Genomic DNA, 23,150 nt, shown 5'->3' on the forward strand with positions numbered 1-23,150 from the left:
CCGACATAAGTTGTTATAAAAGTTTACACATTTTTTTGAAAGTTTCAAAAAGTTCTACAATTTCTCTTGAAAAATGCCTAATAAGCGCTATAATGGTTATTAGTTAAGTCGGGTTAAGTCAGAAAATATAACACAATTGCTTAATCCAAAGTATTAGGAGGAAATATGTCAGAATTATCATCAACATTTACTGATAAACTATTTGCTGACTTTCAAGCAGATAGCAAATTGCGTGCTGTTGAAAATGCTGTAACTCACAATGGTTTGTTAAAATCACTTGAAACTCGCCAAAGCGAAATGAAAAATGATCATGCTTTTTCAATTGATTTAACAAAAGATAAAGTTGCTAACCAAAAAGCATCTGGTCGTTGCTGGATGTTTGCCGCTCTTAACACATTCCGTCATAAAATGATCTCAGATCTTAACTTGGAAAACTTTGAACTTTCTCAAGCACACACATTCTTCTGGGACAAATATGAAAAATCAAACTGGTTCTTAGAACAAGTTATCGCAACTGCAGACCAAGAACTTGGTAGCCGTAAAGTAAAATTCTTGCTTGATGTTCCTCAACAAGATGGTGGTCAATGGGATATGGTCGTTGCTCTTTTTGAAAAATATGGTGTTGTGCCAAAAGCAGCTTATCCAGAATCAATTTCATCAAGCAATAGCCGTGAATTGAACCAATACCTTAACAAATTGTTGCGTCAAGATGCTCAAATCTTGCGTGAAGCGATTGCAGCAGGTGCTGATGACAAAGCTATTCAAGCTAAAAAAGAAGACCTTCTTCAAGAAATTTTCAATTTCTTGGCAATCAATCTTGGTTTGCCACCACGTACATTTGACTTTGCTTACCGTGATAAAGATAATAACTATTATTCAGATAAAAATATCACACCACAAGAATTCTTCAAAAAATACGTTGGTTTAGACCTTTCAGAATATGTTTCAGTTATCAATGCACCAACAGCTGATAAACCTTATGGTAAATCATATACTGTTGAAATGCTCGGTAATGTTGTTGGTAGCCGTGACGTTCGTTACATTAACCTTGATATGGAACGCTTTAAAGAATTGGCCATCGCTCAAATGCAAGCCGGTGAAACAGTTTGGTTTGGTTCTGATGTTGGTCAAATTTCAGACCGCCAAAAAGGTATCATGGCAACAAATGTTTACGACTTTGAAACAGCTATGGATATCAACTTCACACAAGATAAAGCAGGTCGTCTTGATTACAGCGAAAGCTTGATGACACACGCTATGGTCCTTACAGGTGTTGATTTGGATGAAAATGGAAAATCTCTTAAATGGAAAGTTGAAAACTCATGGGGAGATAAAGTTGGTAACAAAGGTTACTTTGTTGCTTCAGATGCTTGGATGGATGAATTCACATATCAAATCGTGGTACGTAAAGAATTCTTAACAGCAGAAGAACGTGCAGCTTATGAAGCAGAACCAATTGTTCTTGCACCTTGGGATCCAATGGGAGCTCTTGCTAGCAAATAATGAGATTATCTAAATACCAGAAGCATCAGTACTTCTGGTATTTTTTTATCATAAAAAAGCCTCCTCTTGATATCAAGAGGAGGCTTTTAAATTTTTAGTTGCTAGTTTCAGTATCGCTACCATTATTATCTGATGCATTTTCAGATGATTGGTTAAATTCTGTAGAAGAACTTTCTTCGCTAGATGATTGACTAGATGAAGATTCTTCTGAAGAGCTTGAGCCATAGATGTTACTATATACAGAGCTTGATGAAGCTGAGTAAGTGTAGTTACTTGAGCCACTTAGATAAGCATAGCCACCACTTGTGTAAACACCTTTAGGAATATCAAAGTCTTCGCTACCACTACCATATTTTTCATTTAGATAACTTTGCATAGCTTTGTAAACATCAGCTGCAACGTTGAGACCATTACCGTAAATAGGTGTCATACGGTTTTTGTATCCTGTCCAAACAGCCATTGAATATTGTGGTGTATAACCAACAAACATTTCATCTGGCGCCATTGTTCCAACGACACTGTTGTAAATACCTGTTGATTCTTCGATTTCAGCAAGTTCGTCATCTGAGTAGTTAGATGTTCCTGTTTTACCTGCTTGGTAAATACCAGGAAGAGCAGCTCTAGTACCAGTACCATAAGTCAAGACAGTTTTCATCATTGAAGTCATCAAGTAAGCTGTTGATTCTTTCATAGCACGGCTACCAGAGGCGTCAAATGATTTGCTTGTACCATCGTTGAATTCAATTTTATTAACGTATTGAGGTTCGTAGTAGATTCCACCGTTAGCAAATGCGGCGTAAGCAGCAGCCATTTTTTCACTACTTGCTCCATATTTTTGGTTAGAATCACTTGTTGAACTTGAGATAGCATTTGAGTAGTAGAGTTGTGGATAGTAAATACCAAGACCTTCTAAGAATGACTTAGATTTATTTAAACCAACTGCTTCAAGAGCTTTAACTGCAGGAACGTTACGAGATTGTTGAATAGCGGTCTGGATTGTCATGCTACCGTAGTATTGACGGTCCCAGTTATAAACTTGAGTTGATGTACCAGGCCAGTAGTATTTATTATCGCTAGTAACAGCAGCGGTACTTGTGTAGATACCATTTTCAATCGCTGGAGCATAGTCAGTGATTGGTTTCATTGTAGAACCCCAGTCACGGTCAGTTAGGACGGCTTGGTTAGTTCCAAGTGAAACAGTTGTGTCTTGGTTACGTGATCCAAGTTGGGCAATAACTTTACCAGTGTTGACGTCAACAACTGTTGAGGCAACTTGGAGGTCAGTATCAGGGTAGTATACGTATGAGTCAGTATTGTAAATATCCCATAGATATTTTTGAGCTTCAGTATCAACGTTTGTGTAAACTTTTAGCCCAGCTGAGTAGATATCTTGGCCAGTTTTATTGCTAACTTCTTGGATAACTTCTTTAATGTAGTTATCAAAATATGGTTCGTAGCTTGTTGATTCTGTCAGTGTTTGTAGACCATCTGTAACAGGAGTAGCAAGTGCTGCCTTATACTCAGATTTAGTGATGTTACCATCCTCGTACATTTCAGCTAGAACAGTATTACGACGGTTTTGGGCAGCGTCAGGATTTGTATATGGGTCGTATTGACTAGGAGCTTGAGGAATACCAGCAAGCAAAGCCAATTGGGCAATAGACAAATCTTTCAAATCTTTACCGTAGTAAGATTTAGCAGCTGTTAGCATACCATAGTTACCATTTCCCATGTACACTTTGTTAATGTAGAAAGTTAGAATTTCTTCTTTAGTGTACTTACGTTCCATTTGAAGGGCAAGCCAAGCTTCTTGAGCTTTACGTTTCAAGGTTTGGTCAGATTCTTTTGTTGAGAAGTAAGCTAACTTGATTAATTGTTGGTCAAGTGTTGAACCACCTTGAGTGCTAGAGCTTGTGAAGTTATTCAAAGCTGCACCAAGGATACGATAAACATCAATACCACGGTGTTTGAAGAAGCGTTTATCTTCGATAGATGTAACAGCATTAACCAAGTTTAAAGGAATGTTATTAGCTGATACGCTTTCGCGTTTTTCAGAACCCAAGTCAGCAATCAATGAGCCATTAGCATCATAGATAAGACTTGAATTAGTAGATGAGAGTTTGCTAGCTGTTAGTTTTGGTGTGCTGCTGACATAAAATGCAAAGATTGAGCCACCAATTAAGAAACCAGCAACAACTAAAGCCATCATTGTGATTAGACCGTATTTTAACACCTTAAGAGCAGTATCTTTAGATGCAGGATTACTTGTTCGTCTTTGTTTTGTTGTTTTCTTTTTAATTGTGATCACCGCCTAAAATTTTTTGATCGATAATATCCAAATAAGGAACTTGAGGGAGTGAACTTGTTGTCACCATATACCCATTTTTTTTGATATAATCAAGTGGCATGGATTTGGTGCCGAGGTTGATTTGGTAAAAGTCTACTAGAGCGCTAGCAGGTAAAAAATAAGTTTCCTTAAGTGTCGAAAAGTGAAGTAGTACAAAGCAGATGCCATCTTGCTTTAAGACATGTTCCATATGCTCAATTTGGTGAGCGTGAAAGTTTTTCAAAGGCATAGATGTCTTTTGTCGCGTTTCTTTCGCTTCAAAGTCAATGTAGCGTCCTTTATAGACACCAGAATAATCGGTCGTTGATGCTTGGCGAAAGTATGCTTCTACAATTTTGGCACGGCTTCTTTTTGGATAATCAACTTTTACAATTTGAATTGGGGTTGGTTTTTTGTGAACAACAGCAATATCACGAGATAAGTAGTAATTATTGGTTTCATTGATTGCTGCTTCAAAACTCATCCCACGATTAGCAAAATTAATTGTTGATTTTGTTGTCTTTCTAGAAGCTGGGACTGCTTGTTTTCGAATAAGATGATGAGGGTAATTAACCATAAAACTCCTAACATTCATGCTTAAGTCAATATAAGCACTACTATTATAACATATTTTTAGAAAGGAAGCAGGATATGACTTCAATTCTCGTCACGGGTTATAAGAGTTTTGAACTTGGTATTTTTCAAGAAAAGGACGAGCGAATCAAGGTGATTAAAAAAGCAATTAGGCATGATTTCATTCGCTATTTTGATGAAGGTGTTGACTGGTTAATTTTTATGGGAAACCTTGGATTTGAATATTGGGCATTACAGGTTGCAAAAGAGCTGCAAGAGGAGTATGATTTTAATATTGCAACGATTTTTACCTTTGCAAATCATGGCCATAACTGGAATGAGACTAATCAGATTAAATTAAGTGAGTTTAAACAGGTGGACTTTGTTAAATACTCTTATCAGGAATATGAAAATCCAAGCCAGTTTCGAAATTATAACCAATTCTTAGTAGATAATACGGATGGTGCTTATTTGTTTTATGATCCTGAAAATGAAACAAATTTGAAATATTTAGCACAGGTCATGCAAGAAAAAGATGACTATCCAATCCAGTTTTTGACCTTTGATCGTCTTAATGAATTTCTTGAAGATTGGTAATCAATTTTTAATGATCTTTTAAAAGTAAATGCTTGATTTTTCATTAAATTTTCTGTAACATATATCTTGATATGACGTTTTCATATTCTAAGGTTAACTAGAATAGTTTTGTTTGGAGAGATAGAATGGCAAGTATTATTTATAGTCCTAAGGACATTTTTGAACAAGAATTCAAAACCAGCATGCGTGGTTACGATAAAAAAGAAGTAGACGAGTTCCTTGATGATGTTATTAAAGATTACGAGAGCTATATTTCTCAAGTTCAAGAACTACGTGCTGAAAATGAAAAATTAAAAGAAGAATTGGCTGCTAAACCAAAAGCAGCTCCAGCGACTTCTTATGTTGCTCCGCAAGCAGAACACGCACGTGTTGCTCAAACAGCAACAAACTTCGATATTTTGAAACGTATCAGTCGTTTGGAAAAAGAAGTGTTTGGTAAACAAATCACTGAATAATAGCTTTTCTATTCATTATTAACGAAGTTATTAGATGAATTTGTATATTACTTATCTTTATTTATGGAGGTAAGAAAGATAAATTGCAATTTTTGGATAATCGCGTGGTATTCTAATACCATGAGGAAAGTCCATGCTAGCACTGGCTGTGATGCCAGTAGTGTTTGTGCTAGGTTAATTAATAAGCCTAGGGACATCTTTTGATGTTACGGCGAGTGAAAAGGCTAAGTCTTTGATATGCCCAAATAGCTCTGAAAAGTGCCACAGTGACGTAGTTCCTGAGGAAACTTAGGAAGTGGAACGCGGTAAACCCCTCAAGCTAGCAACCCAAACTTTGGTAGGGGCACGGGATAGTAGGAATCCGAACGATCTATCCTGACTGGAAACAGTAGACAGATGATTATCGAAGGAGATAAGACCTAGTTATCTCTGGAACAAAACATGGCTTATAGAAAATTGCATATAGGTATCTAGCTAGCTTAGGCTAGCTTTTATTTTTGCTGTATTTTAATACTAAGATAATTCTTGGTTTGGTATTTGAAAATTAATCGATTTTTACTAGCTATATGCTAGTAAAACGTGTTAAACTTATAGATAAGTATTTTGATGAAATAGGAATGTGTGAATGAAAAAAACATTTAATTTAGTAGCAACTGCAGCTGCAGGACTTGAGGCTGTTGTTGGGCGTGAAATCCGTGATTTAGGGATTGATTGCCAAGTTGAAAATGGTAAAGTACGTTTTCAAGGAGATGTAAGAACGATTATTACGACAAATCTTTGGTTACGTGCAGCAGACCGTGTCAAAATTATTGTTGGTGAATTTCCAGCGCGTACCTTTGAGGAATTATTCCAAGGAGTTTATAAATTAGATTGGGAAAATTATTTGCCATTAGGCGCAAAATTTCCAATTTCAAAAGCTAAATGTGTGAAATCAAAATTGCACAATGAGCCAAGTGTTCAGGCAATTAGTAAAAAAGCTGTTGTCAAAAAACTTCAAAAAGTTTACCATCGTCCAGATGGTGTTCCATTGCAAGAAAATAGTGCTGAGTTCAGAATTGAAGTTTCAATTTTGAAAGATAAAGCAACGGTCATGATTGATACAACAGGAGCTAGTCTCTTTAAACGCGGTTACCGTGTGGAAAAAGGTGGCGCTCCGATTAAAGAAAATATGGCAGCTGCCATTATTGAATTGTCAAACTGGTATCCAGATAAACCATTTATCGATCCAACATGTGGTTCAGGAACGTTCTGTATTGAAGCAGCTATGATTGGGATGAACATTGCTCCTGGTTTTAATCGAGACTTTGCTTTTGAAGAATGGAATTGGGTTGACGCTGATTTGGTTCAACAAGTTCGCGATGAAGCTGAAGAAAAAGCTAATTATGATATTGAACTTGACATTTCAGGATTTGATATTGATGGTCGCATGATTGAAATTGCCAAGAAAAATGCTGAAGAAGCAGGACTTGGAGATATCATCAAATTGAAACAAATGCGTCTTCAAGATTTAAAAACTGATAAAATCAATGGTGTTATCATTTCTAACCCACCCTATGGTGAACGATTGCTTGATGACAAAGCTGTTGACATCTTGTATAATGAAATGGGACAGACTTTTGCACCATTGAAAACATGGAGTAAATTTATTCTGACCAGCGATGAACAGTTCGAACGAAAATACGGGTCACAAGCTGATAAAAAACGTAAATTATACAATGGTACGCTTAGAGTTGATTTGTACCAATTTTACGGTGAACGTGTTAAACGCTCTGCTATCACGCAAGCAAAAGAAAAGTAAGGAAAAGTGCGCTTAACAAGCTTAGTTAGGCAGTTGAAATTTTAATTAGAGAGGTGACCAAAACGTGTCAGAAAAAAAAGACATGCCGTCTTCTGAAGAACAAGATGGGCTTAATTTGCAAGATGTTAAAAATCTAACCATTGAAGAAGCTGTTCGAAAAGATTCTGAAATGAAAGCTGGAATTACTGAGTCTGATGGCGTTTTAGATAAGTATATTAAACAGCACCGAGACGAAGTAACATCACAAAAATTTGAAACAAAGCTATCTGATTTTGATGATTTAGATACAAAAGCTTTGGATAACTTTATTAAAAAACAACGCGAAGAACTTGTTAATAGTGGTATTGTTGGCAAAGAAGTTTTTGAGGAAGCTACTGAAGCTAATCAAGTGCCTGAAGCAGAAGAAGTGGTTGAACCAGCTGTTGAAGCTACCGAAACTGAGCCTGAACAAGTAGAGCCAGTAAGTTCTGAGTCAAAAGAAGCAACTTCAGAAGAAGCACCAAAGGTTGAAGAAACCGTTGAAGCTAATGAAGAAGAAAAAGAGGAGCCGGTAGTAGCTCAAATTGAAGATTCAGAAAAAACAGCTGAACCAACTATTGCTCTTACAACTGATGAAAGTAAAACAAGTTCTAAGAAAAAACGTGTTATTATTGGGAGTTTAGCTGCTCTTGTAGTTGCTATTTTTGGCGCTGGTTATGGTTTACACTATGTTAAAGGGTCAAATACTACAGTTGCTAGCTCATCAACATCATCAAGTCAGAAAAAAACATCATCAAGTTCAAGTGCAGCAGCGAAAGCAAAACAAGCCAAAAAAGCCAAAAAAGCTTTTGATGAAGCTTATACGGCAATGTTCACTGATGATACTAAGACTAAATTAAAAAACAGTGAATTTGATAAAATTTCTGTTCTAAAAGAAAAATTAGATGCCCTAAAAGGAACTGATTTTTATGATGATGCCAAAAAACAATATGATACAGTAGCAGCTCACATTACAGCTATCAAAGCTATCAATGCTTTATTTGAAAAAGATGTTATTGTTGATGGTAAAAAGGTTGCTGGAACAGTTAAAGCCGACGCCAAGTTTGATAGCTTGTCTAGTGATGTTTTGAATACTGGTGATGCTAAATTGGATAATTTATTGCAATCAGTAATTACTGATGGTAAAAATCAATTAGCTTCTAAGACTCAATCAAGTAGTCAAGCACAAGCAGCTGCAAACACTGCTAGCCAGACAGAAAGTAGTGAAGAAACAGCGGATGCCAAACCACAAGCTCCAGCTTCTGATAATTCAAATCTTCAACGCGATAAGAGTCGTGTTCCTTATAATGAATCGGCAATTGCTGATTCAGGAAATCCAGCTTGGACATTTGCTGATGGTGTGCTTGAAAAAATTGTTTCAACATCACAAGCGCGTGGCTATTTCTCAGGAAATGATTATATTCTTGAAAAAGTTAATATTATCAATGGTAATGGCTATTACAATATGTTTAGAAAAGATGGAACATATCTATTTTCAATTAACTGTAAAACAGGTTACTTTGTAGGTAATGGTTCTGGTCACTCTGACGCATTGGATTATTAATGAAAAGTTTGAAAAAGCTCTCCTCTTGGAGGGCTTCTTTTGGTTTTAGAAGTGAAATAATGAAAAAATCTTGAAAAAAGTTTCAAAAAATTGACAATAAAAAATGGAAGCGTTATAATTAGCGTAACTTAAAGATTAAGGGGTGATATTATGGTAAAAGTAGCCATTGTTACTGGTGCAGGTCAAGGGATTGGCTTTGCTATTGCAAAACGTCTTCACGAAGATGGTTTTAAGATTGGAATCTTGGATTACAATCAAGAAACAGCAGAAAAAGCTGTTCAAGAACTTTCTCCTCAAGATGCTTATGCTGTTGTAGCTGATGTTTCTAAGCGTGAAGAGGTTGCTAAGGCATTTGCGCAGGTTGTTGAACATTTTGGAGATTTATCGGTAGTTGTGAATAACGCAGGGGTTGCCCCAACAACGCCTTTAGATACAATCACAGAAGACGTTTTTGAACGCACTTTTGCCATTAATGTCGGAGGTGTTATCTGGGGAGCTCAGGCAGCCTTGGCTGAATTCAAAAAATTAGGTCATGGTGGTAAGATTATTAATGCTTCATCTCAAGCTGGTGTAGTTGGTAACCCTAATTTGACTGTTTACGGTGGTAGTAAATTTGCCATTCGTGGTATTACCCAAACCTTAGCACGTGATTTAGCAGATTATGGTATTACAGTAAATGCTTATGCACCTGGTATTGTTAAGACACCGATGATGTTTGATATTGCTCATGAAGTCGGTAAAAATGCTGGTAAAGATGATGAATGGGGTATGCAAACATTCGCAAAAGACATTACCCTTAAACGTTTATCTGAACCAGAAGATGTAGCTAAAGCTGTCAGCTTCTTAGCAGGAACTGATTCTGATTATATTACTGGACAAACCATTATCGTTGATGGTGGTATGCAATTCCATTAAAATTATCATAAAAGCAGAAAAGTCAGGGAAGAAAATTCTCTGACTTTTTTGATTTTTTAGATGACGTGACGTTCAAATGGATCGTCTGAGATACCATCTTTAAGGATGAGTTTTGCCCATTCTTTAGCAGTAAATAAGCTGTGGTCTTTGTAGTTACCACATGATTCAATTGTTGTACCTGGTACATCATCCCATGATGTTACAGTAGCAATTTCTTCTAAACTTGATTTGATGACTTTTGCAATTTCAGTTGTGTTGTGTTTACCCCACATAATCAAGTGGAAACCAGTACGGCAACCAAATGGTGAGCAGTCAATCATTCCGTCGATACGTTCACGGATAAGTTTAGCAAGTAAATGTTCGATAGTGTGTAAACCAGCAGTTGGAATAGCATTTTCATTTGGTTGAACCAAACGGATATCAAAGTTTGTGATGACATCTCCAAGAGGTCCAGCTTCTTCAGAAATAAGACGAACATAAGGTGCTTTAACGATTGTATGATCTAGTTCAAAACTTTCTACAGTTACTTCTTTTTTTGACATAATAGACTCCTTTTTTATTCCTCTAATAATCATATCATAAATTTTAGTAAAACGCTTTACAATTTTAAATTGTGAAAAAACTCGATTTATGGTAAACTTGAAAGTAGCTTTCTATAGATGAAATCTAAAATTTTTATTGAGGTAAAAACATGCCAAATATTATTATCTTGATTGTTTTTGCCCTCATTGGTTTGATAGTTGGTTATGCACTGATTTCCATCAGACTTAAGTCTGCGAAAGAAGCTGCGGAACTCACTCTTTTAAATGCAGAACAGGATGCTGTTAATCTACGTGGTAAAGCTCAATTAGAAGCTGAACACATTAGAAAATCAGCTGAGCGAGAAACGAAAGCTCATCGCAAAGAATTACTGATCGAAGCAAAAGAAGAGGCTAGAAAATATCGAGAAGAGATTGAAAAAGAATTTAAATCTGAAAGACAAGAGTTAAAACAAATGGAGACTCGTTTGACTGAACGAGCGTCTTCTCTTGATCGCAAGGATGAAAATCTAACCAGCAAAGAAAAAGTGTTGGATAGTAAAGAACAAAGTCTAACCGATAAATCTAGACACATTAATGAGCGTGAAAAACAAATCGGAGAACTCGAAGAACAGAAAAAAGCAGAACTAGAACGTGTCGCCTTGATGACAATTGCTGAAGCGCGTGAAATTATTTTGACGGAAACTGAAACTAATTTGACGCATGAAATCGCAACTCGTATTAAGGATGCTGAACGTGAGGTTCGTGATAAGTCTAACAAGCTCGCCAAAAACATTCTCGCTCAGGCCATGCAACGAATGGCTGGTGAATATGTTACTGAACAAACCATTACAACCGTTCATCTACCAGATGATAGCATGAAAGGTCGTATCATTGGTCGTGAAGGACGTAATATTCGTACCCTTGAAAGTTTGACAGGGATTGATGTCATTATCGATGATACACCTGAAGTGGTGGTCCTTTCAGGATTTGATCCAATTCGTCGCGAAATTGCTCGCATGACATTGGAAGCTTTGATTCAAGATGGTCGTATTCACCCAGCTCGTATTGAAGAATTGGTTGAAAAGAACCGTTTGGAAATGGATAATCGTATTCGTGAGTATGGTGAAGCTGCTGCTTTTGAAATCGGTGCAGTAAACTTGCATCCTGATTTAATTAAAATTATGGGACGTTTGCAGTTTAGAACGTCATATGGTCAAAATGTTTTACGTCACTCAGTTGAAGTTGGTAAGATGGCTGGTATTCTTGCTAGCGAACTTGGCGAAAACGTAATGCTTGCTCGTCGTGCTGGTTTCTTGCATGATATGGGTAAAGCAATTGACCGTGAAGTTGAAGGTAGCCACGTTGAGATTGGTGCAGAATTTGCTCGTAAATACAAAGAAAACCCAATCGTGGTTAATGCAATTGCAAGTCACCACGGAGATGTAGAACCTGAAAGTGTGATTGCTGTTATTGTTGCAGCAGCGGATGCTTTGAGTTCAGCTCGTCCAGGTGCTCGTAACGAGTCAATGGAAAACTATATCAAACGTCTTCGTGATTTAGAAGAAATTGCAACAAGCTTCGATGGCGTTCAAAATAGCTATGCTTTGCAAGCTGGACGTGAAATTCGTATCATGGTGCAACCAAATAAAATTTCCGATGATGAGGTCACAATCATTGCACATAAAGTTCGTGAAAAAATTGAAAGTAACCTTGATTACCCAGGTAATATTAAAGTTACCGTTATTCGTGAACTACGTGCAGTCGATTACGCAAAATAATGAAAATAGAAAAAAGAAGTACGTTGCAAACGTACTTCTTTTTAATGTGAAGGAGCTTGTAAATTTCCTTGAAATATAGGTTTATCTTTGATATACTAGACTGTAGTCTAATTGATAAAAAGCAAGTCTTAACTTGTAGTCTATAATAAGGAGAGTGGCATGACCGAACGTGGTTTGTTAATTGTTTTCTCAGGACCTTCTGGGGTTGGTAAGGGAACAGTTCGCCAAGAAATTTTTTCAACACCTGATCATAAATTTGAGTATTCTGTTTCTATGACAACGCGCCAAAAACGGCCTGGAGAAGTTGATGGCGTTGATTATTTCTTCCGAACTCGTGAAGAATTTGAAGAGCTTATTAAAAATGGTCAAATGTTGGAATATGCTGAATATGTAGGCAACTACTATGGCACACCACTGACTTATGTTAATGAAACGCTCGATAAAGGAATCGACGTATTTCTTGAAATCGAAGTTCAAGGTGCTCTTCAAGTTAAGAAAAAAGTTCCAGACGGTGTGTTTATTTTCTTAACACCACCAGATTTGGACGAATTAAAAGACCGTTTGGTTGGTCGTGGTACTGATAGCGAAGAAGTTATCCGCCAACGTATCGAACGTGCGAAAGAAGAGATTGCTTTGATGCGTGAATACGATTATGCTGTTGTTAATGACGAAGTGCCTTTGGCAGCTGAACGCGTTAAACGTATCATTGAAGCAGAACATTTCCGTGTTGATCGTGTTATTGGACGTTACAACGACATGATTAAAGACATTGACTAAAAGAGAGAAGAGAGAAAAAAGCTATGATGTTAAAACCTTCTATTGACACTTTGCTTGATAAAGTGCCATCAAAATACTCACTTTGCATTCTTCAAGCTAAACGCGCTCACGAACTTGAAGCTGGTGCAAAACCAACTCAAGAATTCAAATCAGTAAAAGCTACTTTGCAAGCTCTTGAAGAAATTGAATCTGGTAACGTTGTTATTCACCCAGATCCAGAAGCAAAACGAGCTGCTGTTCACGCTCGTATCGAAGCAGAACGTTTGGCTAAAGAAGAAGAAGAACGTAAAATCAAAGAACAAATTGCTAAAGAAAAAGAAGAAGGAGAAAAAATCTAAGGTATTTTATCTTAGATTTTTCTTGTAATAAATCATTGTGATAAAGTAAACAAGTATTAAAAATGATTACTTATCACGATGATTATTCTTTTTTCATCAGGATAAATTTTTTGAGTTTATTAAGGATTAGAAGGGAGAATTATGACAAAAATTGCTCAGGTCATTGTTGATGTCCCATTAATGCAGACTGATAAGCCTTTCTCATATCTTGTGCCAGAAGATATGCAAAATCAAGTCACCTTGGGGTCGCGTGTTCATGTTCCTTTTGGTCGTGGTAACCGTCTTTTACAAGGATTTGTTGTAGGATTTTCGGAAACGTTAGAAAGTGATGCCAGCAACTTAAAAGCTATTAGCGAGGTATTGGATTTTGAACCAGTTTTGAATGAAGAACAGCTTGCTTTAGCAGATCAAATGCGTCATACTGTTTTTTCTTATAAGATTTCAATTTTGAAATCAATGATTCCTAATTTGCTCAATTCAACATACGATAAACGTTTGGTGCCGACAAAGACACTATCTAGCGAAGAACGTTTGGTTTTGTTCGGAGATAAAGAGAGCAGACTTCATTCAACGCTTTCTGAAGCGGAAGCTAAAAAAGTAGCTCGTCTAGTTCAAGCTGGAAAAATCACAGTTGATTATCTTGCTAAAGATAAGAAAAGTATCAAAACGGAAAAATTCTATCAAGTTAATCTCAAACAGCTCGCTCAAACAGAGATTTCAGTAAGGGCTAAAAAACGTTTACTTTTACGAGATTATTTACTTGAGCATCCTGACGAGGGAAAACTTTCTGATTTGCATCAGCTCTTCTCACGAGAAGTTGTTAAATTCTTTGTGGAGAATAATCTATTAGCCATTTTAGAAAAAGAGAAAAAACGTTCGGATGCTTACTTTGATGTTGCAATGACAGAATTTCTTGATTTGAATGAAGAACAAGCAGCAGTTGTTGAAGAGGTGACTAGCCAAATTGGCAAAGACTCTAAGCCATTTTTACTAGAAGGTGTGACAGGTTCAGGGAAGACTGAAGTATATTTGCACATCATTGATAAGGTCTTAAAACTTGGTAAAACAGCAATTGTTTTGGTGCCTGAAATCTCTTTGACACCTCAGATGACAAATCGTTTCATTTCACGTTTTGGTAAGCAAGTGGCTATTATGCATTCAGCTTTATCTGATGGTGAGAAATTTGATGAGTGGCGCAAAATTAAATCTGGTCAAGCTCGTGTTGTTGTTGGTGCACGCTCTGCCATTTTTGTTCCAATGGAAAATATCGGAGCTATCATCATTGACGAAGAACACGAAGCAACTTACAAGCAAGAATCAAATCCACGTTATCATGCGCGTGATGTGGCTTTGCTTCGAGCTAAATATCACAAAGCTGTTTTGTTAATGGGGTCTGCAACTCCAAGTATTGAAAGTCGTGCACGCGCCAGTCGAGATGTTTATCATTTTTTACAATTGACTCACCGCGCTAATCCATTAGCCAAGATTCCTAAAGTTGATATTGTTGATTTTCGTGATTATGTCGGTAAGCAGGAGGTCAGCAATTATACACCTTACTTGCTGGAAAAAATTGCGGATCGTTTGGAGAAAAATGAGCAAGTTGTGCTCATGTTGAATCGACGAGGCTATTCAAGTTTCGTTATGTGTCGTGATTGTGGTTACGTGGATGAATGTCCAAATTGTGATATTTCTTTGACGCTTCATATGGACACTAAGACTATGAATTGTCACTATTGTGGCTTTGAAAAAGCTATTCCACACACTTGTCCAAATTGTCATAGTCGCAGCATTCGTTATTATGGAACAGGGACACAGAAGGCTTACGATGAATTGTCAGAAGTCTTCCCGCAAGCGCGTATTTTGCGAATGGATGTTGATACTACGCGACAAAAGGGAGCTCATCAGCGTATTCTTGATAAATTTGGTAATCATGAGGCTGATATTCTACTTGGGACTCAGATGATTGCTAAGGGACTTGATTTTCCAAATGTTACCTTGGTTGGTGTCTTAAATGCGGATACGTCTCTAAATCTGCCAGATTTTAGATCATCTGAACGGACATTTCAATTATTAACACAGGTTGCTGGGCGTGCGGGACGCGCTGAAAAAGAAGGAGAGGTTCTTATTCAGACATACAATCCCCAGCATTACGCTATCAAGTTAGCCCAAAAGCAAGATTATGAAGCTTTCTATGCTTATGAGATGGGAATTCGTAAACAATTATCTTACCCACCATATTATTTTACTGTTGGCTTAACTTTATCACATAAGGATGAGCAGACTGTAGTGCGTAAGTCTTTTGAGTTGTTACAAATCTTGCGCCAGCATCTGTCTGATAAAATTAAAATCCTTGGACCAACACCTAAACCAATTGCTAGAACGCATAATCTTTACCACTACCAAATCATTGTCAAATATCGTTTTGAAGACCATTTGGAAAGTGTCTTAAATCAGATTTTAGATATGACTCAATTACCAGAAAATAAAGATTTACGTTTAGTAATAGATTATGAGCCACAAAATTTTATGTAGTGCTCTGCTATGCTATAATAAAGAAAAATTTAAGTAATAAAATCCTTTGAGAGGAACTAAGATGACAAAATTAATTTTTATGGGAACACCTGATTTTTCAGCGACTGTTCTAAAAGGTTTGCTAGATGATGCCAACTATGACGTTTTGGCAGTTGTAACACAGCCAGACCGCGCGGTTGGTCGTAAAAAAGAAATCAAAATGACTCCTGTTAAGGAAGTTGCTTTGGAACATAATCTCCCTGTTTACCAACCTGAGAAGATGTCTGGTTCAGACGAGATGGCTGAGCTTATGACTTTGGGAGCTGATGGTATTGTAACAGCTGCATTCGGTCAATTTTTGCCAACAAAATTGCTTGATTCTGTTGATTTTGCTGTTAATGTGCATGCATCACTTCTTCCTAAATATCGTGGTGGTGCACCAATTCACTATGCTATCATCAATGGTGATAAAGAAGCTGGTGTGACAATCATGGAAATGGTTAAGAAAATGGATGCTGGTGATATGATTGCTAAAGCCTCTACACCAATTACTGATGATGATAATGTTGGAACAATGTTTGAAAAATTAGCTGTCATTGGACGTGATTTGCTTTTGAAAACATTGCCGGATTACATCGCTGGCAACATCAAACCAGAACCACAAGATGAAAGCCAAGCGACTTTCTCACCAAATATCACACCAGAAGAAGAACGTATTGATTGGAATAAATCAGCGCGTGATGTCTTCAACCATATCCGCGGATTGTACCCATGGCCAGTTGCACATACTCTTCTTGATGGCAAACGTTTCAAAATTTATGAAGCAAGTTTGGTAGAAGGACAAGGAAAACCAGGTCAAATCATTGAAAAAGGTAAGAAATCATTGGTTGTGGCAACTGGAGATGGCGCTATTTCTCTTAAAACAGTGCAACCCGCTGGAAAACCACGCATGAGTATTGTTGATTTTCTTAATGGTGTTGGACGTAAGCTTGAAGTAGGTGACCTTATTGGCGAATGATTGGAAAAATCAAGCTCGTGGCTTAGCGCTACTTGTTCTTGAAAATGTCTTTGAAGAAGGAGCTTATTCTAATATCGCTCTTAATCAAGAACTAAAACACACGAAACTATCGCAAAAAGATAAGTCTTTAGTGACTGAAATTGTATATGGTACGGTGGCACGAAAGATTACTTTAGAATGGTATCTTGCTCACTATATCGAAGACCGCGATAAGCTAGATCCTTGGGTTTATTACCTCTTGATGTTGAGCCTTTATCAATTGTTATACCTTGATAAAATGCCTGCTCATGCTGTGGTTAATGATGCGGTTAATATTGCTAAAAATCGCGGTAACAAAAAGGGTGCTGAAAAATTTGTTAATGCTGTTTTACGACGCTTGGCCAAAGAAAAGCTCCCAAATCCTGAAGAGATTAAGCGTAAAAATAAGCGTTATTCAGTTCTCTATTCTTTACCAGTTTGGTTGGTTAAAAAATTAATTGATCAATTTGGTGAAGAACGTGCAATAGCTATCATGCAAAGTTTATTTGTCCGAAATAAAGCAAGTATCCGAGTAACACATCCTGAAAAACTAGCTGAGATTAAAGCGGCAACTGGCGCAGAACAATCTCTTTTATCACCAGTTGGTTTGGTCAAAACTTCGGGACATTTTGCAGGGACAGACTATTTTTCACAAGGTGATATCACCATCCAAGATGAGTCAAGTCAATTAGTGGCTCCAACTCTTAATATTCAGGGAAATGAGCAAATCTTAGACGCCTGCGCAGCACCTGGTGGAAAGACCACTCACATGGCTTCTTATCTGACAGATGGGCACATTACGGCACTAGATTTGTATGATCATAAGCTAGCGCTTGTCATGGATAATGCTAAACGTCTGCATGTAGATGATAAAATCACGACACAAAAAATGGATGCCACAAGTGTCCATGAACATTTTGCAGCTGATTCATTTGATAAGATTTTAGTTGATGCACCTTGTTCAGGAATCGGCTTGATTCGCCGCAAGCCTGACATTAAATACAATAAAGAAAACCAAGATTTCAATGCTTTACAGGAAATTCAATTGCAAATTCTTGATAGCGTTTGTCAAACATTGCGTAAAGGTGGTATAATAACTTATAGCACTTGTACGATTTTTGATGAGGAAAACTTCCAAGTTATTAACAAATTTTTAGAAACTCATCCAAATTTTGAGCAGGTAAAACTGAGTCATACGCAAGAAGATATTGTCAAAGATGGCTGTATTGCTATTACACCTGAACAATATCAGACAGACGGGTTCTTTATTGGACAAGTTAAACGTATCTTGTAATCTCAAGGAGGAAACTGACACAGTCAGAAGGAAAACTATGAAAATTTCACTTGTAACTGATATCGGACAAAGACGTTCAAATAATCAGGATTTTATTAATAAATTTGATAACGAGAAAGGTATCACTTTAGTCATCCTAGCAGATGGTATGGGAGGTCATCGTGCTGGTAATATTGCTAGTGAAATGACCGTCACTGATCTTGGACGTGAATGGATTAGTACCGATTTTACTGAATTAAGCCAAATTCGTGATTGGCTGATTACTGCGCTAGAAGCAGAAAATCAAAGAATTTATGAACTGGGTCAAACTGATGAGTACAAAGGTATGGGAACAACCGTTGAGGCTTTAGCGATTGTTGATAACAATGTTATCTTTGCTCACGTTGGTGATTCACGCATTGGATTGCTCCATAATGGTGAATATAAATTGCTAACTAGCGACCACTCTCTCGTTAACGAATTGGTGAAAGCTGGTCAATTGACAGAAGAAGAAGCTGCAAATCACCCACAAAAAAATATCATTACACAATCTATTGGACAAGCTAATCCAGTTGAACCTGATTTAGGGGTTCAAGTTCTTGAAGAAGACGATTATCTTATTATTAACAGTGATGGTTTAACAAATATGATTACCAATGACGAAATTGTTAGCATTTTAAGTCAAGATAAAAATCTTGATGATAAAAATAATGAGTTAGTGACTCTTGCTAACGAACGTGGAGGTCTTGATAATATCACCATTGCTCTTATCCATGCCGAAAGCGAGGAAGCTTAATGATTCAGATTGGCAAATTATTTGCTGGTCGTTATCGGATCCTCAAATCTATCGGACGGGGTGGAATGGCAGATGTTTATCTTGCCAAAGATCTAATTCTTGATAATGAAGAAGTGGCTATCAAAGTTCTTCGGACGAATTATCAAACAGATCAAATTGCCGTTGCTCGTTTCCAACGTGAAGCGCGTGCCATGGCAGAGCTGAACCATCCAAATATCGTTTCGATTCGTGATATTGGAGAAGAAGACGGACAGCAATTCTTAGTAATGGAATATGTTGATGGCTCGGACTTGAAAAAATACATTCAAGACCATGCCCCTCTTTCTAATAATGAAGTTGTTAGAATCATGGAAGAAGTCTTGTCTGCGATGACTTTGGCTCATCAACAAGGTATTGTTCACCGTGATTTAAAACCACAAAATATTTTGTTAACCAAAGATGGAACAGTTAAAGTTACCGACTTTGGTATCGCTGTAGCTTTTGCAGAAACAAGCTTGACACAGACAAACTCAATGCTTGGTAGTGTGCATTATCTTTCACCTGAACAAGCGCGTGGTTCAAAAGCCACTGTTCAAAGTGATATTTATGCTATGGGGATTATGTTGTTTGAAATGTTAACAGGTCACATTCCATATGATGGAGATTCTGCTGTTACCATTGCCCTTCAACATTTCCAAAAACCACTTCCATCAATCATTGATGAAAATAAAAATGTTCCTCAAGCTTTGGAAAATGTTGTTATTAAGGCAACTGCTAAACGTTTAAGTGATCGTTATGCATCTACTTTTGAAATGAGCCGTGATTTGATGACTGCTCTTTCATATAATCGTAGTCGTGAACGTAAACTAGTTTTTGAGGACACTGAAAACACTAAGACGTTACCAAAAGTAACCACATCAACACCTGTTCCCTCAACTACAGAACAATTGTTGAAAAAACAAAAAGCTGCTAAGGCTAATCGAGAAACTACAGAAAATAAAATTGCAAAAGCAAAACCTAAGAAGAAAAAATCACACCGTATGTTTGGTACGATGATGAAAATTTTCTTTGCTGTAGTAATTGTTGCCATCGCTATTTTCACTTACTTGACGTTAAGCACCCCAGCCTCTGTTAATGTTCCAGATGTAGCTGGAACAAGTTTACAAGATGCTAAGACAACTCTTACATCAGCGGGGCTTAAAGTTGGTGATATTCATAAAATTGCTAGCGATACAGTGCCAAGTGGTCAAGTTATTAAAACAGATCCAACAGCAGGTTCATCTAAAAAAGAAGGTGCCAAAGTTGACATTTATGTGTCAAAAGGAACATCAGGCTTTAAGATGAAAGATTATACTGGTCAAAACTATCAAGAAGTTATCAAAGAACTTAAAGATAAGCACGGTATTTCAAGTGATAAGATTGATGTCGAATGGATAACAGGTACTAACTATGACGGTGGTACTATCATTAGTCAAACACCTGAAAAAGGTACAAAAGTAGCTAGTGAAGATAAGATTACTTTCAAGGTTGCAGCAATCGTTATGCCAAACCTTATTGGTTATACTTACCAAGATGCTATTGCTGAATTGACTGCACTTGGCTTATCAAGCTCACATATTACAGTATTCCAAGCAGATGCTACTTCATCAACTGGATACTCTCAAGTCAAAACACCATCTGCCTCTGCAGTTGTTGTGGCACAAGATCCTTACTTTGGCGCAGCTATTGAAGGAAATGTGAAACTTTACTTCTCATCTGGAAGTGACGTTCAATCTTCTGAAGTAGCACCATCGCAATCTGTTCCTGAGTCAACTGAGTCAAGTGAAACGACTGAGTCAAGTTCATCAAGTAGCAGCAGTAGCAGTACTGAAGAAAGCTCACAAACTGATGCATCAGTTGAACAATAATATTTTAAAAGAACACCCGAAAGGGTGTTCTTTTTTAGGCAAAACCGAGCATTTTTCCCTTCTTTTTGGTAAAATACAGAAAAAGAAAGGGTATGATATGAGGAAAGTTCAATTTTTTGTCATTGTAGAAACGATTCTATTGGTCATGGGCTTGATGACAATCATGGCAAATAATTTATCGAGTTTTATCTTGATTTTAGTGTTAATTCTTTTAGCATTGCGTTTTTATAATCAGGACAAACGCAATAATTTTTTGCTAACAGTAGGCTTAGTTCTTTTATTTTTAATCCTAATGTTAAACCCCTACATCATTATGGCAGTGGTACTTGGGGTTGTTTATGTGGTTATTAACCATTTCTCACAAGTTAAAAAGAAAAATCGTTTTGCACTTGTACGATTTCGTGAGGAAGAGTTAAAAGCTAAACCAATTCGTAATCAATGGATTGGCGCTGATATGCATGATAGTGATTTTTATGCTTTTGATGATATTAATATTATTCGATTAACAGGAAGTGACACAATTGATTTAAGTAACGTTATTGTGACAGGTAAGGATAATGTTGTTATCATTCGTAAAGTGTTTGGGCCAACTAAAATTTTAGTTCCTATTGATGTTGGTGTTAAATTAGATGTTAGTGCTATTTATGGCAGTGTTCGTTATTTTGATTTTGCTGAATATGATTTGCGAAATGAATCTTTAAAATTATGGCATGAGCAAGATGATGACTATTTGAAAGTAGTTAAAATCATTGTTAATACATTAGCTGGAGATGTCGAGGTGGTACGTAAATGAAAAAGCATCATTTTTTACTTTTGATTCTCTATGCAAGTATTATCATTATTTCTATTGTTGTCGTTGTTTTAGATAGTCTAGAATTACATTTAGAAAATCTTATTTCAGATTTTTGGATGGGAGAGCGTTTTGTTTTCTCAATTGTTTTCCTAATCTTAGCTGTTACGATTCTGTTATTGCTTCTTTGGGTTATTTTAGATGATAATAGTAAACGCAGTATTAACCAAAATCTACGACGTATTTTGAACAACCAAGAGGTATTTTTAGACGAAGACACTGAGATTAATGCTAATTTATCACGCTTATCTAAAAAGATGACGCATTTGACAAATAGCCTACAAAATACGGAAAACAGTCGTATTCAAAATGGTCAAGAAATTGTGGAACAAGAACGCAAACGTATCGCACGTGATTTACATGACACAGTTAGCCAAGAACTGTTTGCTTCCTCAATGATTCTTTCTGGAGTATCTGCTAACCTTGATCAGATTGAAAGAGAGCAGCTTGAATTCCAGTTGACTGCCGTTGAAAGTATGCTACAAAATGCTCAAAAAGACCTGCGTATTTTGCTCTTACACTTACGACCCACTGAATTAGAAAATAAAACCCTTTCAGAAGGTTTTGATATCCTCTTGAAAGAATTAACAGATAAGAGTAGTATAGAAGTTGTTTATAAGAAAAATATCGGAAAACTACCTAAAAAAATTGAAGATAACGTTTTTCGAATTGCTCAAGAATTTATCAGCAATACACTTAAACATGCCAAAGCAACACGTTTAGAAGTTTACCTTAATCAAACCAAAACTGAGCTACAATTAAAAATGATCGATAATGGTGTTGGTTTTGATATGGATGAAAGACATGATTTAAGTTATGGTCTTAATAATATTGAAGAACGTGTTGATGACATGGCTGGAACGATGACATTATTGAGCCAAAAGGGAAAAGGAGTATCGATGGATATCCGCTTGCCTTTGGTTAAGGGAGAAAACGAGGAGAAAGAAGATGACCCAGAAAATTAGAGTTATCCTAGTTGATGATCACGAAATGGTACGTCTGGGATTGAAAAGTTTTTTTAACTTGCAACCAGATATTGAAGTTGTTGGTGAAGCAGGAAATGGTGTTGAAGGGATTAAACTTGCTTTAGACTTAAAACCAGATGTAGTAGTTATGGATTTAGTGATGCCTGAAATGAGTGGTGTTGAGGCCACTTTGAAACTTCTAAAGGAGTGGAAAGAGGCTAAAATCCTTGTTTTGACATCATATCTTGATAACGAAAAAATCTATCCTGTAATCGAAGCGGGCGCCAAAGGTTACATGTTAAAAACATCTAGTGCAGCAGAAATTTTAAATGCGATTCAAAAAGTTGCGCGAGGAGAGCTAGCTATCGAAACAGAAGTTGATAAAAAAATCAAAGCTCATGACAAGCAACCTGAATTGCATGAAGATTTGACCGCACGCGAGCGTGATATTTTGAGACTTTTAGCTAAAGGTTATGATAATCAAACCATTGCTGATGAATTGTTTATTTCATTGAAAACGGTCAAAACACACGTTTCAAACATTTTAGCTAAGTTAGAAGTAGATGACCGTACGCAAGCAGTTGTCTATGCCTTTAAGCATCATTTAGTACCGCAAGATGAGGATTAATGATATAATAAGAACATAGCTTTTCTTTGATTTTAAAGTTAG

At 36.8% G+C, this 23,150-nt stretch carries 20 protein-coding genes and 1 other RNA gene; 18 read left to right on the top strand and 3 right to left on the bottom strand.

The window, feature by feature from the left end; translation table 11 throughout:
- Window positions 1–165: 165 nt before the first annotated feature.
- Window positions 166–1,503, top strand: coding sequence for an aminopeptidase C (gene pepC, locus JG537_RS08180; RefSeq protein WP_199544831.1), 1,338 nt, complete (start codon window positions 166–168; stop codon window positions 1,501–1,503).
- A gap of 94 nt (window positions 1,504–1,597) precedes the next feature.
- Here pepC and pbp1a read toward each other — a convergent pair whose 3' ends face one another.
- Both pbp1a and recU read right to left on the bottom strand, forming a co-directional pair.
- Window positions 1,598–3,811, bottom strand: a complete 2,214-nt coding sequence (gene pbp1a / locus JG537_RS08185) for a penicillin-binding protein PBP1A (protein ID WP_199544832.1) — start codon at window positions 3,809–3,811, stop codon at window positions 1,598–1,600.
- Window positions 3,798–4,406, bottom strand: coding sequence for a Holliday junction resolvase RecU (recU, locus tag JG537_RS08190; protein WP_199544834.1), 609 nt, complete (start codon window positions 4,404–4,406; stop codon window positions 3,798–3,800). The genes pbp1a and recU overlap by 14 nt, the downstream gene beginning before the upstream one ends.
- A 74-nt stretch (window positions 4,407–4,480) precedes the next feature.
- On the opposite strand from recU, the gene JG537_RS08195 reads away from it, so the two are divergent.
- From JG537_RS08195 to JG537_RS08220, 6 genes are all read left to right on the top strand, one after another.
- Entirely contained in the window at window positions 4,481–4,999 is a 519-nt protein-coding gene (locus JG537_RS08195; protein ID WP_132869177.1) for an SLOG family protein, read from the top strand.
- A gap of 125 nt (window positions 5,000–5,124) precedes the next feature.
- On the top strand, window positions 5,125–5,454 hold the full coding sequence (gene gpsB, locus JG537_RS08200) for a cell division regulator GpsB (RefSeq protein WP_132869176.1): 330 nt from the start codon (window positions 5,125–5,127) through the stop codon (window positions 5,452–5,454).
- A gap of 88 nt (window positions 5,455–5,542) precedes the next feature.
- An RNA gene (gene rnpB, locus JG537_RS08205) (RNase P RNA component class B) lies at window positions 5,543–5,908 on the top strand.
- 171 nt (window positions 5,909–6,079) lie between these two features.
- Window positions 6,080–7,252, top strand: a complete 1,173-nt coding sequence (locus JG537_RS08210) for a THUMP domain-containing class I SAM-dependent RNA methyltransferase (protein WP_199544836.1) — start codon at window positions 6,080–6,082, stop codon at window positions 7,250–7,252.
- A 64-nt stretch (window positions 7,253–7,316) separates the two neighbouring features.
- The gene (locus JG537_RS08215; RefSeq protein ID WP_199544838.1) at window positions 7,317–8,834 is read left to right on the top strand and encodes a cell division site-positioning protein MapZ family protein; all 1,518 of its coding nucleotides are present in this window, start codon (window positions 7,317–7,319) and stop codon (window positions 8,832–8,834) included.
- Window positions 8,835–8,984: 150 nt separating this feature from the next.
- Window positions 8,985–9,749, top strand: a complete 765-nt coding sequence (locus JG537_RS08220) for a (S)-acetoin forming diacetyl reductase (protein ID WP_199544840.1) — start codon at window positions 8,985–8,987, stop codon at window positions 9,747–9,749.
- A 56-nt stretch (window positions 9,750–9,805) separates the two neighbouring features.
- Here the strand turns inward: JG537_RS08220 and JG537_RS08225 are convergent, their stop codons facing one another.
- On the bottom strand, window positions 9,806–10,291 hold the full coding sequence (locus tag JG537_RS08225; protein WP_132869180.1) for an S-ribosylhomocysteine lyase: 486 nt from the start codon (window positions 10,289–10,291) through the stop codon (window positions 9,806–9,808).
- Window positions 10,292–10,440: 149 nt separating this feature from the next.
- Between JG537_RS08225 and JG537_RS08230 the strand changes: the two genes are divergently transcribed.
- From JG537_RS08230 to JG537_RS08280, 11 genes are all read left to right on the top strand, one after another.
- Entirely contained in the window at window positions 10,441–12,048 is a 1,608-nt protein-coding gene (locus JG537_RS08230; protein WP_132869858.1) for a ribonuclease Y, read from the top strand.
- A 159-nt stretch (window positions 12,049–12,207) separates the two neighbouring features.
- Entirely contained in the window at window positions 12,208–12,825 is a 618-nt protein-coding gene (gene gmk, locus JG537_RS08235; RefSeq protein ID WP_003063524.1) for a guanylate kinase, read from the top strand.
- A 23-nt stretch (window positions 12,826–12,848) separates the two neighbouring features.
- Window positions 12,849–13,163, top strand: a complete 315-nt coding sequence (gene rpoZ / locus JG537_RS08240) for a DNA-directed RNA polymerase subunit omega (protein WP_014334364.1) — start codon at window positions 12,849–12,851, stop codon at window positions 13,161–13,163.
- 141 nt (window positions 13,164–13,304) lie between these two features.
- Window positions 13,305–15,695 (top strand): primosomal protein N', encoded by a 2,391-nt coding sequence (locus tag JG537_RS08245; RefSeq protein ID WP_199544842.1) that lies wholly within the window; start codon window positions 13,305–13,307, stop codon window positions 15,693–15,695.
- 61 nt (window positions 15,696–15,756) lie between these two features.
- On the top strand, window positions 15,757–16,692 hold the full coding sequence (gene fmt, locus JG537_RS08250) for a methionyl-tRNA formyltransferase (RefSeq protein WP_132869382.1): 936 nt from the start codon (window positions 15,757–15,759) through the stop codon (window positions 16,690–16,692).
- On the top strand, window positions 16,682–18,004 hold the full coding sequence (rsmB, locus tag JG537_RS08255) for a 16S rRNA (cytosine(967)-C(5))-methyltransferase RsmB (protein WP_199544844.1): 1,323 nt from the start codon (window positions 16,682–16,684) through the stop codon (window positions 18,002–18,004). The genes fmt and rsmB overlap by 11 nt, the downstream gene beginning before the upstream one ends.
- A gap of 37 nt (window positions 18,005–18,041) precedes the next feature.
- Window positions 18,042–18,779 (top strand): Stp1/IreP family PP2C-type Ser/Thr phosphatase, encoded by a 738-nt coding sequence (locus JG537_RS08260; protein ID WP_132869380.1) that lies wholly within the window; start codon window positions 18,042–18,044, stop codon window positions 18,777–18,779.
- A complete protein-coding gene (gene pknB, locus JG537_RS08265; protein ID WP_199544846.1) occupies window positions 18,779–20,665 on the top strand; it encodes a Stk1 family PASTA domain-containing Ser/Thr kinase in 1,887 nt (628 codons plus the stop codon). Before JG537_RS08260 ends, pknB begins: the two co-directional genes overlap by 1 nt.
- Window positions 20,666–20,762: 97 nt before the next feature.
- The gene (gene liaF, locus JG537_RS08270; protein WP_199544851.1) at window positions 20,763–21,458 is read left to right on the top strand and encodes a cell wall-active antibiotics response protein LiaF; all 696 of its coding nucleotides are present in this window, start codon (window positions 20,763–20,765) and stop codon (window positions 21,456–21,458) included.
- Window positions 21,455–22,480 carry an envelope stress sensor histidine kinase LiaS gene (locus tag JG537_RS08275; protein ID WP_199544853.1) on the top strand — a complete coding sequence of 342 codons (1,026 nt, stop codon included), beginning with the start codon at window positions 21,455–21,457 and terminating at the stop codon, window positions 22,478–22,480. Before liaF ends, JG537_RS08275 begins: the two co-directional genes overlap by 4 nt.
- Window positions 22,464–23,108 (top strand): response regulator transcription factor, encoded by a 645-nt coding sequence (locus JG537_RS08280; protein WP_199544855.1) that lies wholly within the window; start codon window positions 22,464–22,466, stop codon window positions 23,106–23,108. The genes JG537_RS08275 and JG537_RS08280 overlap by 17 nt, the downstream gene beginning before the upstream one ends.
- Window positions 23,109–23,150: the final 42 nt, after the last annotated feature.

Source organism: Streptococcus vicugnae, from assembly GCF_016461705.1.
GTDB lineage: Bacteria > Bacillota > Bacilli > Lactobacillales > Streptococcaceae > Streptococcus > Streptococcus vicugnae.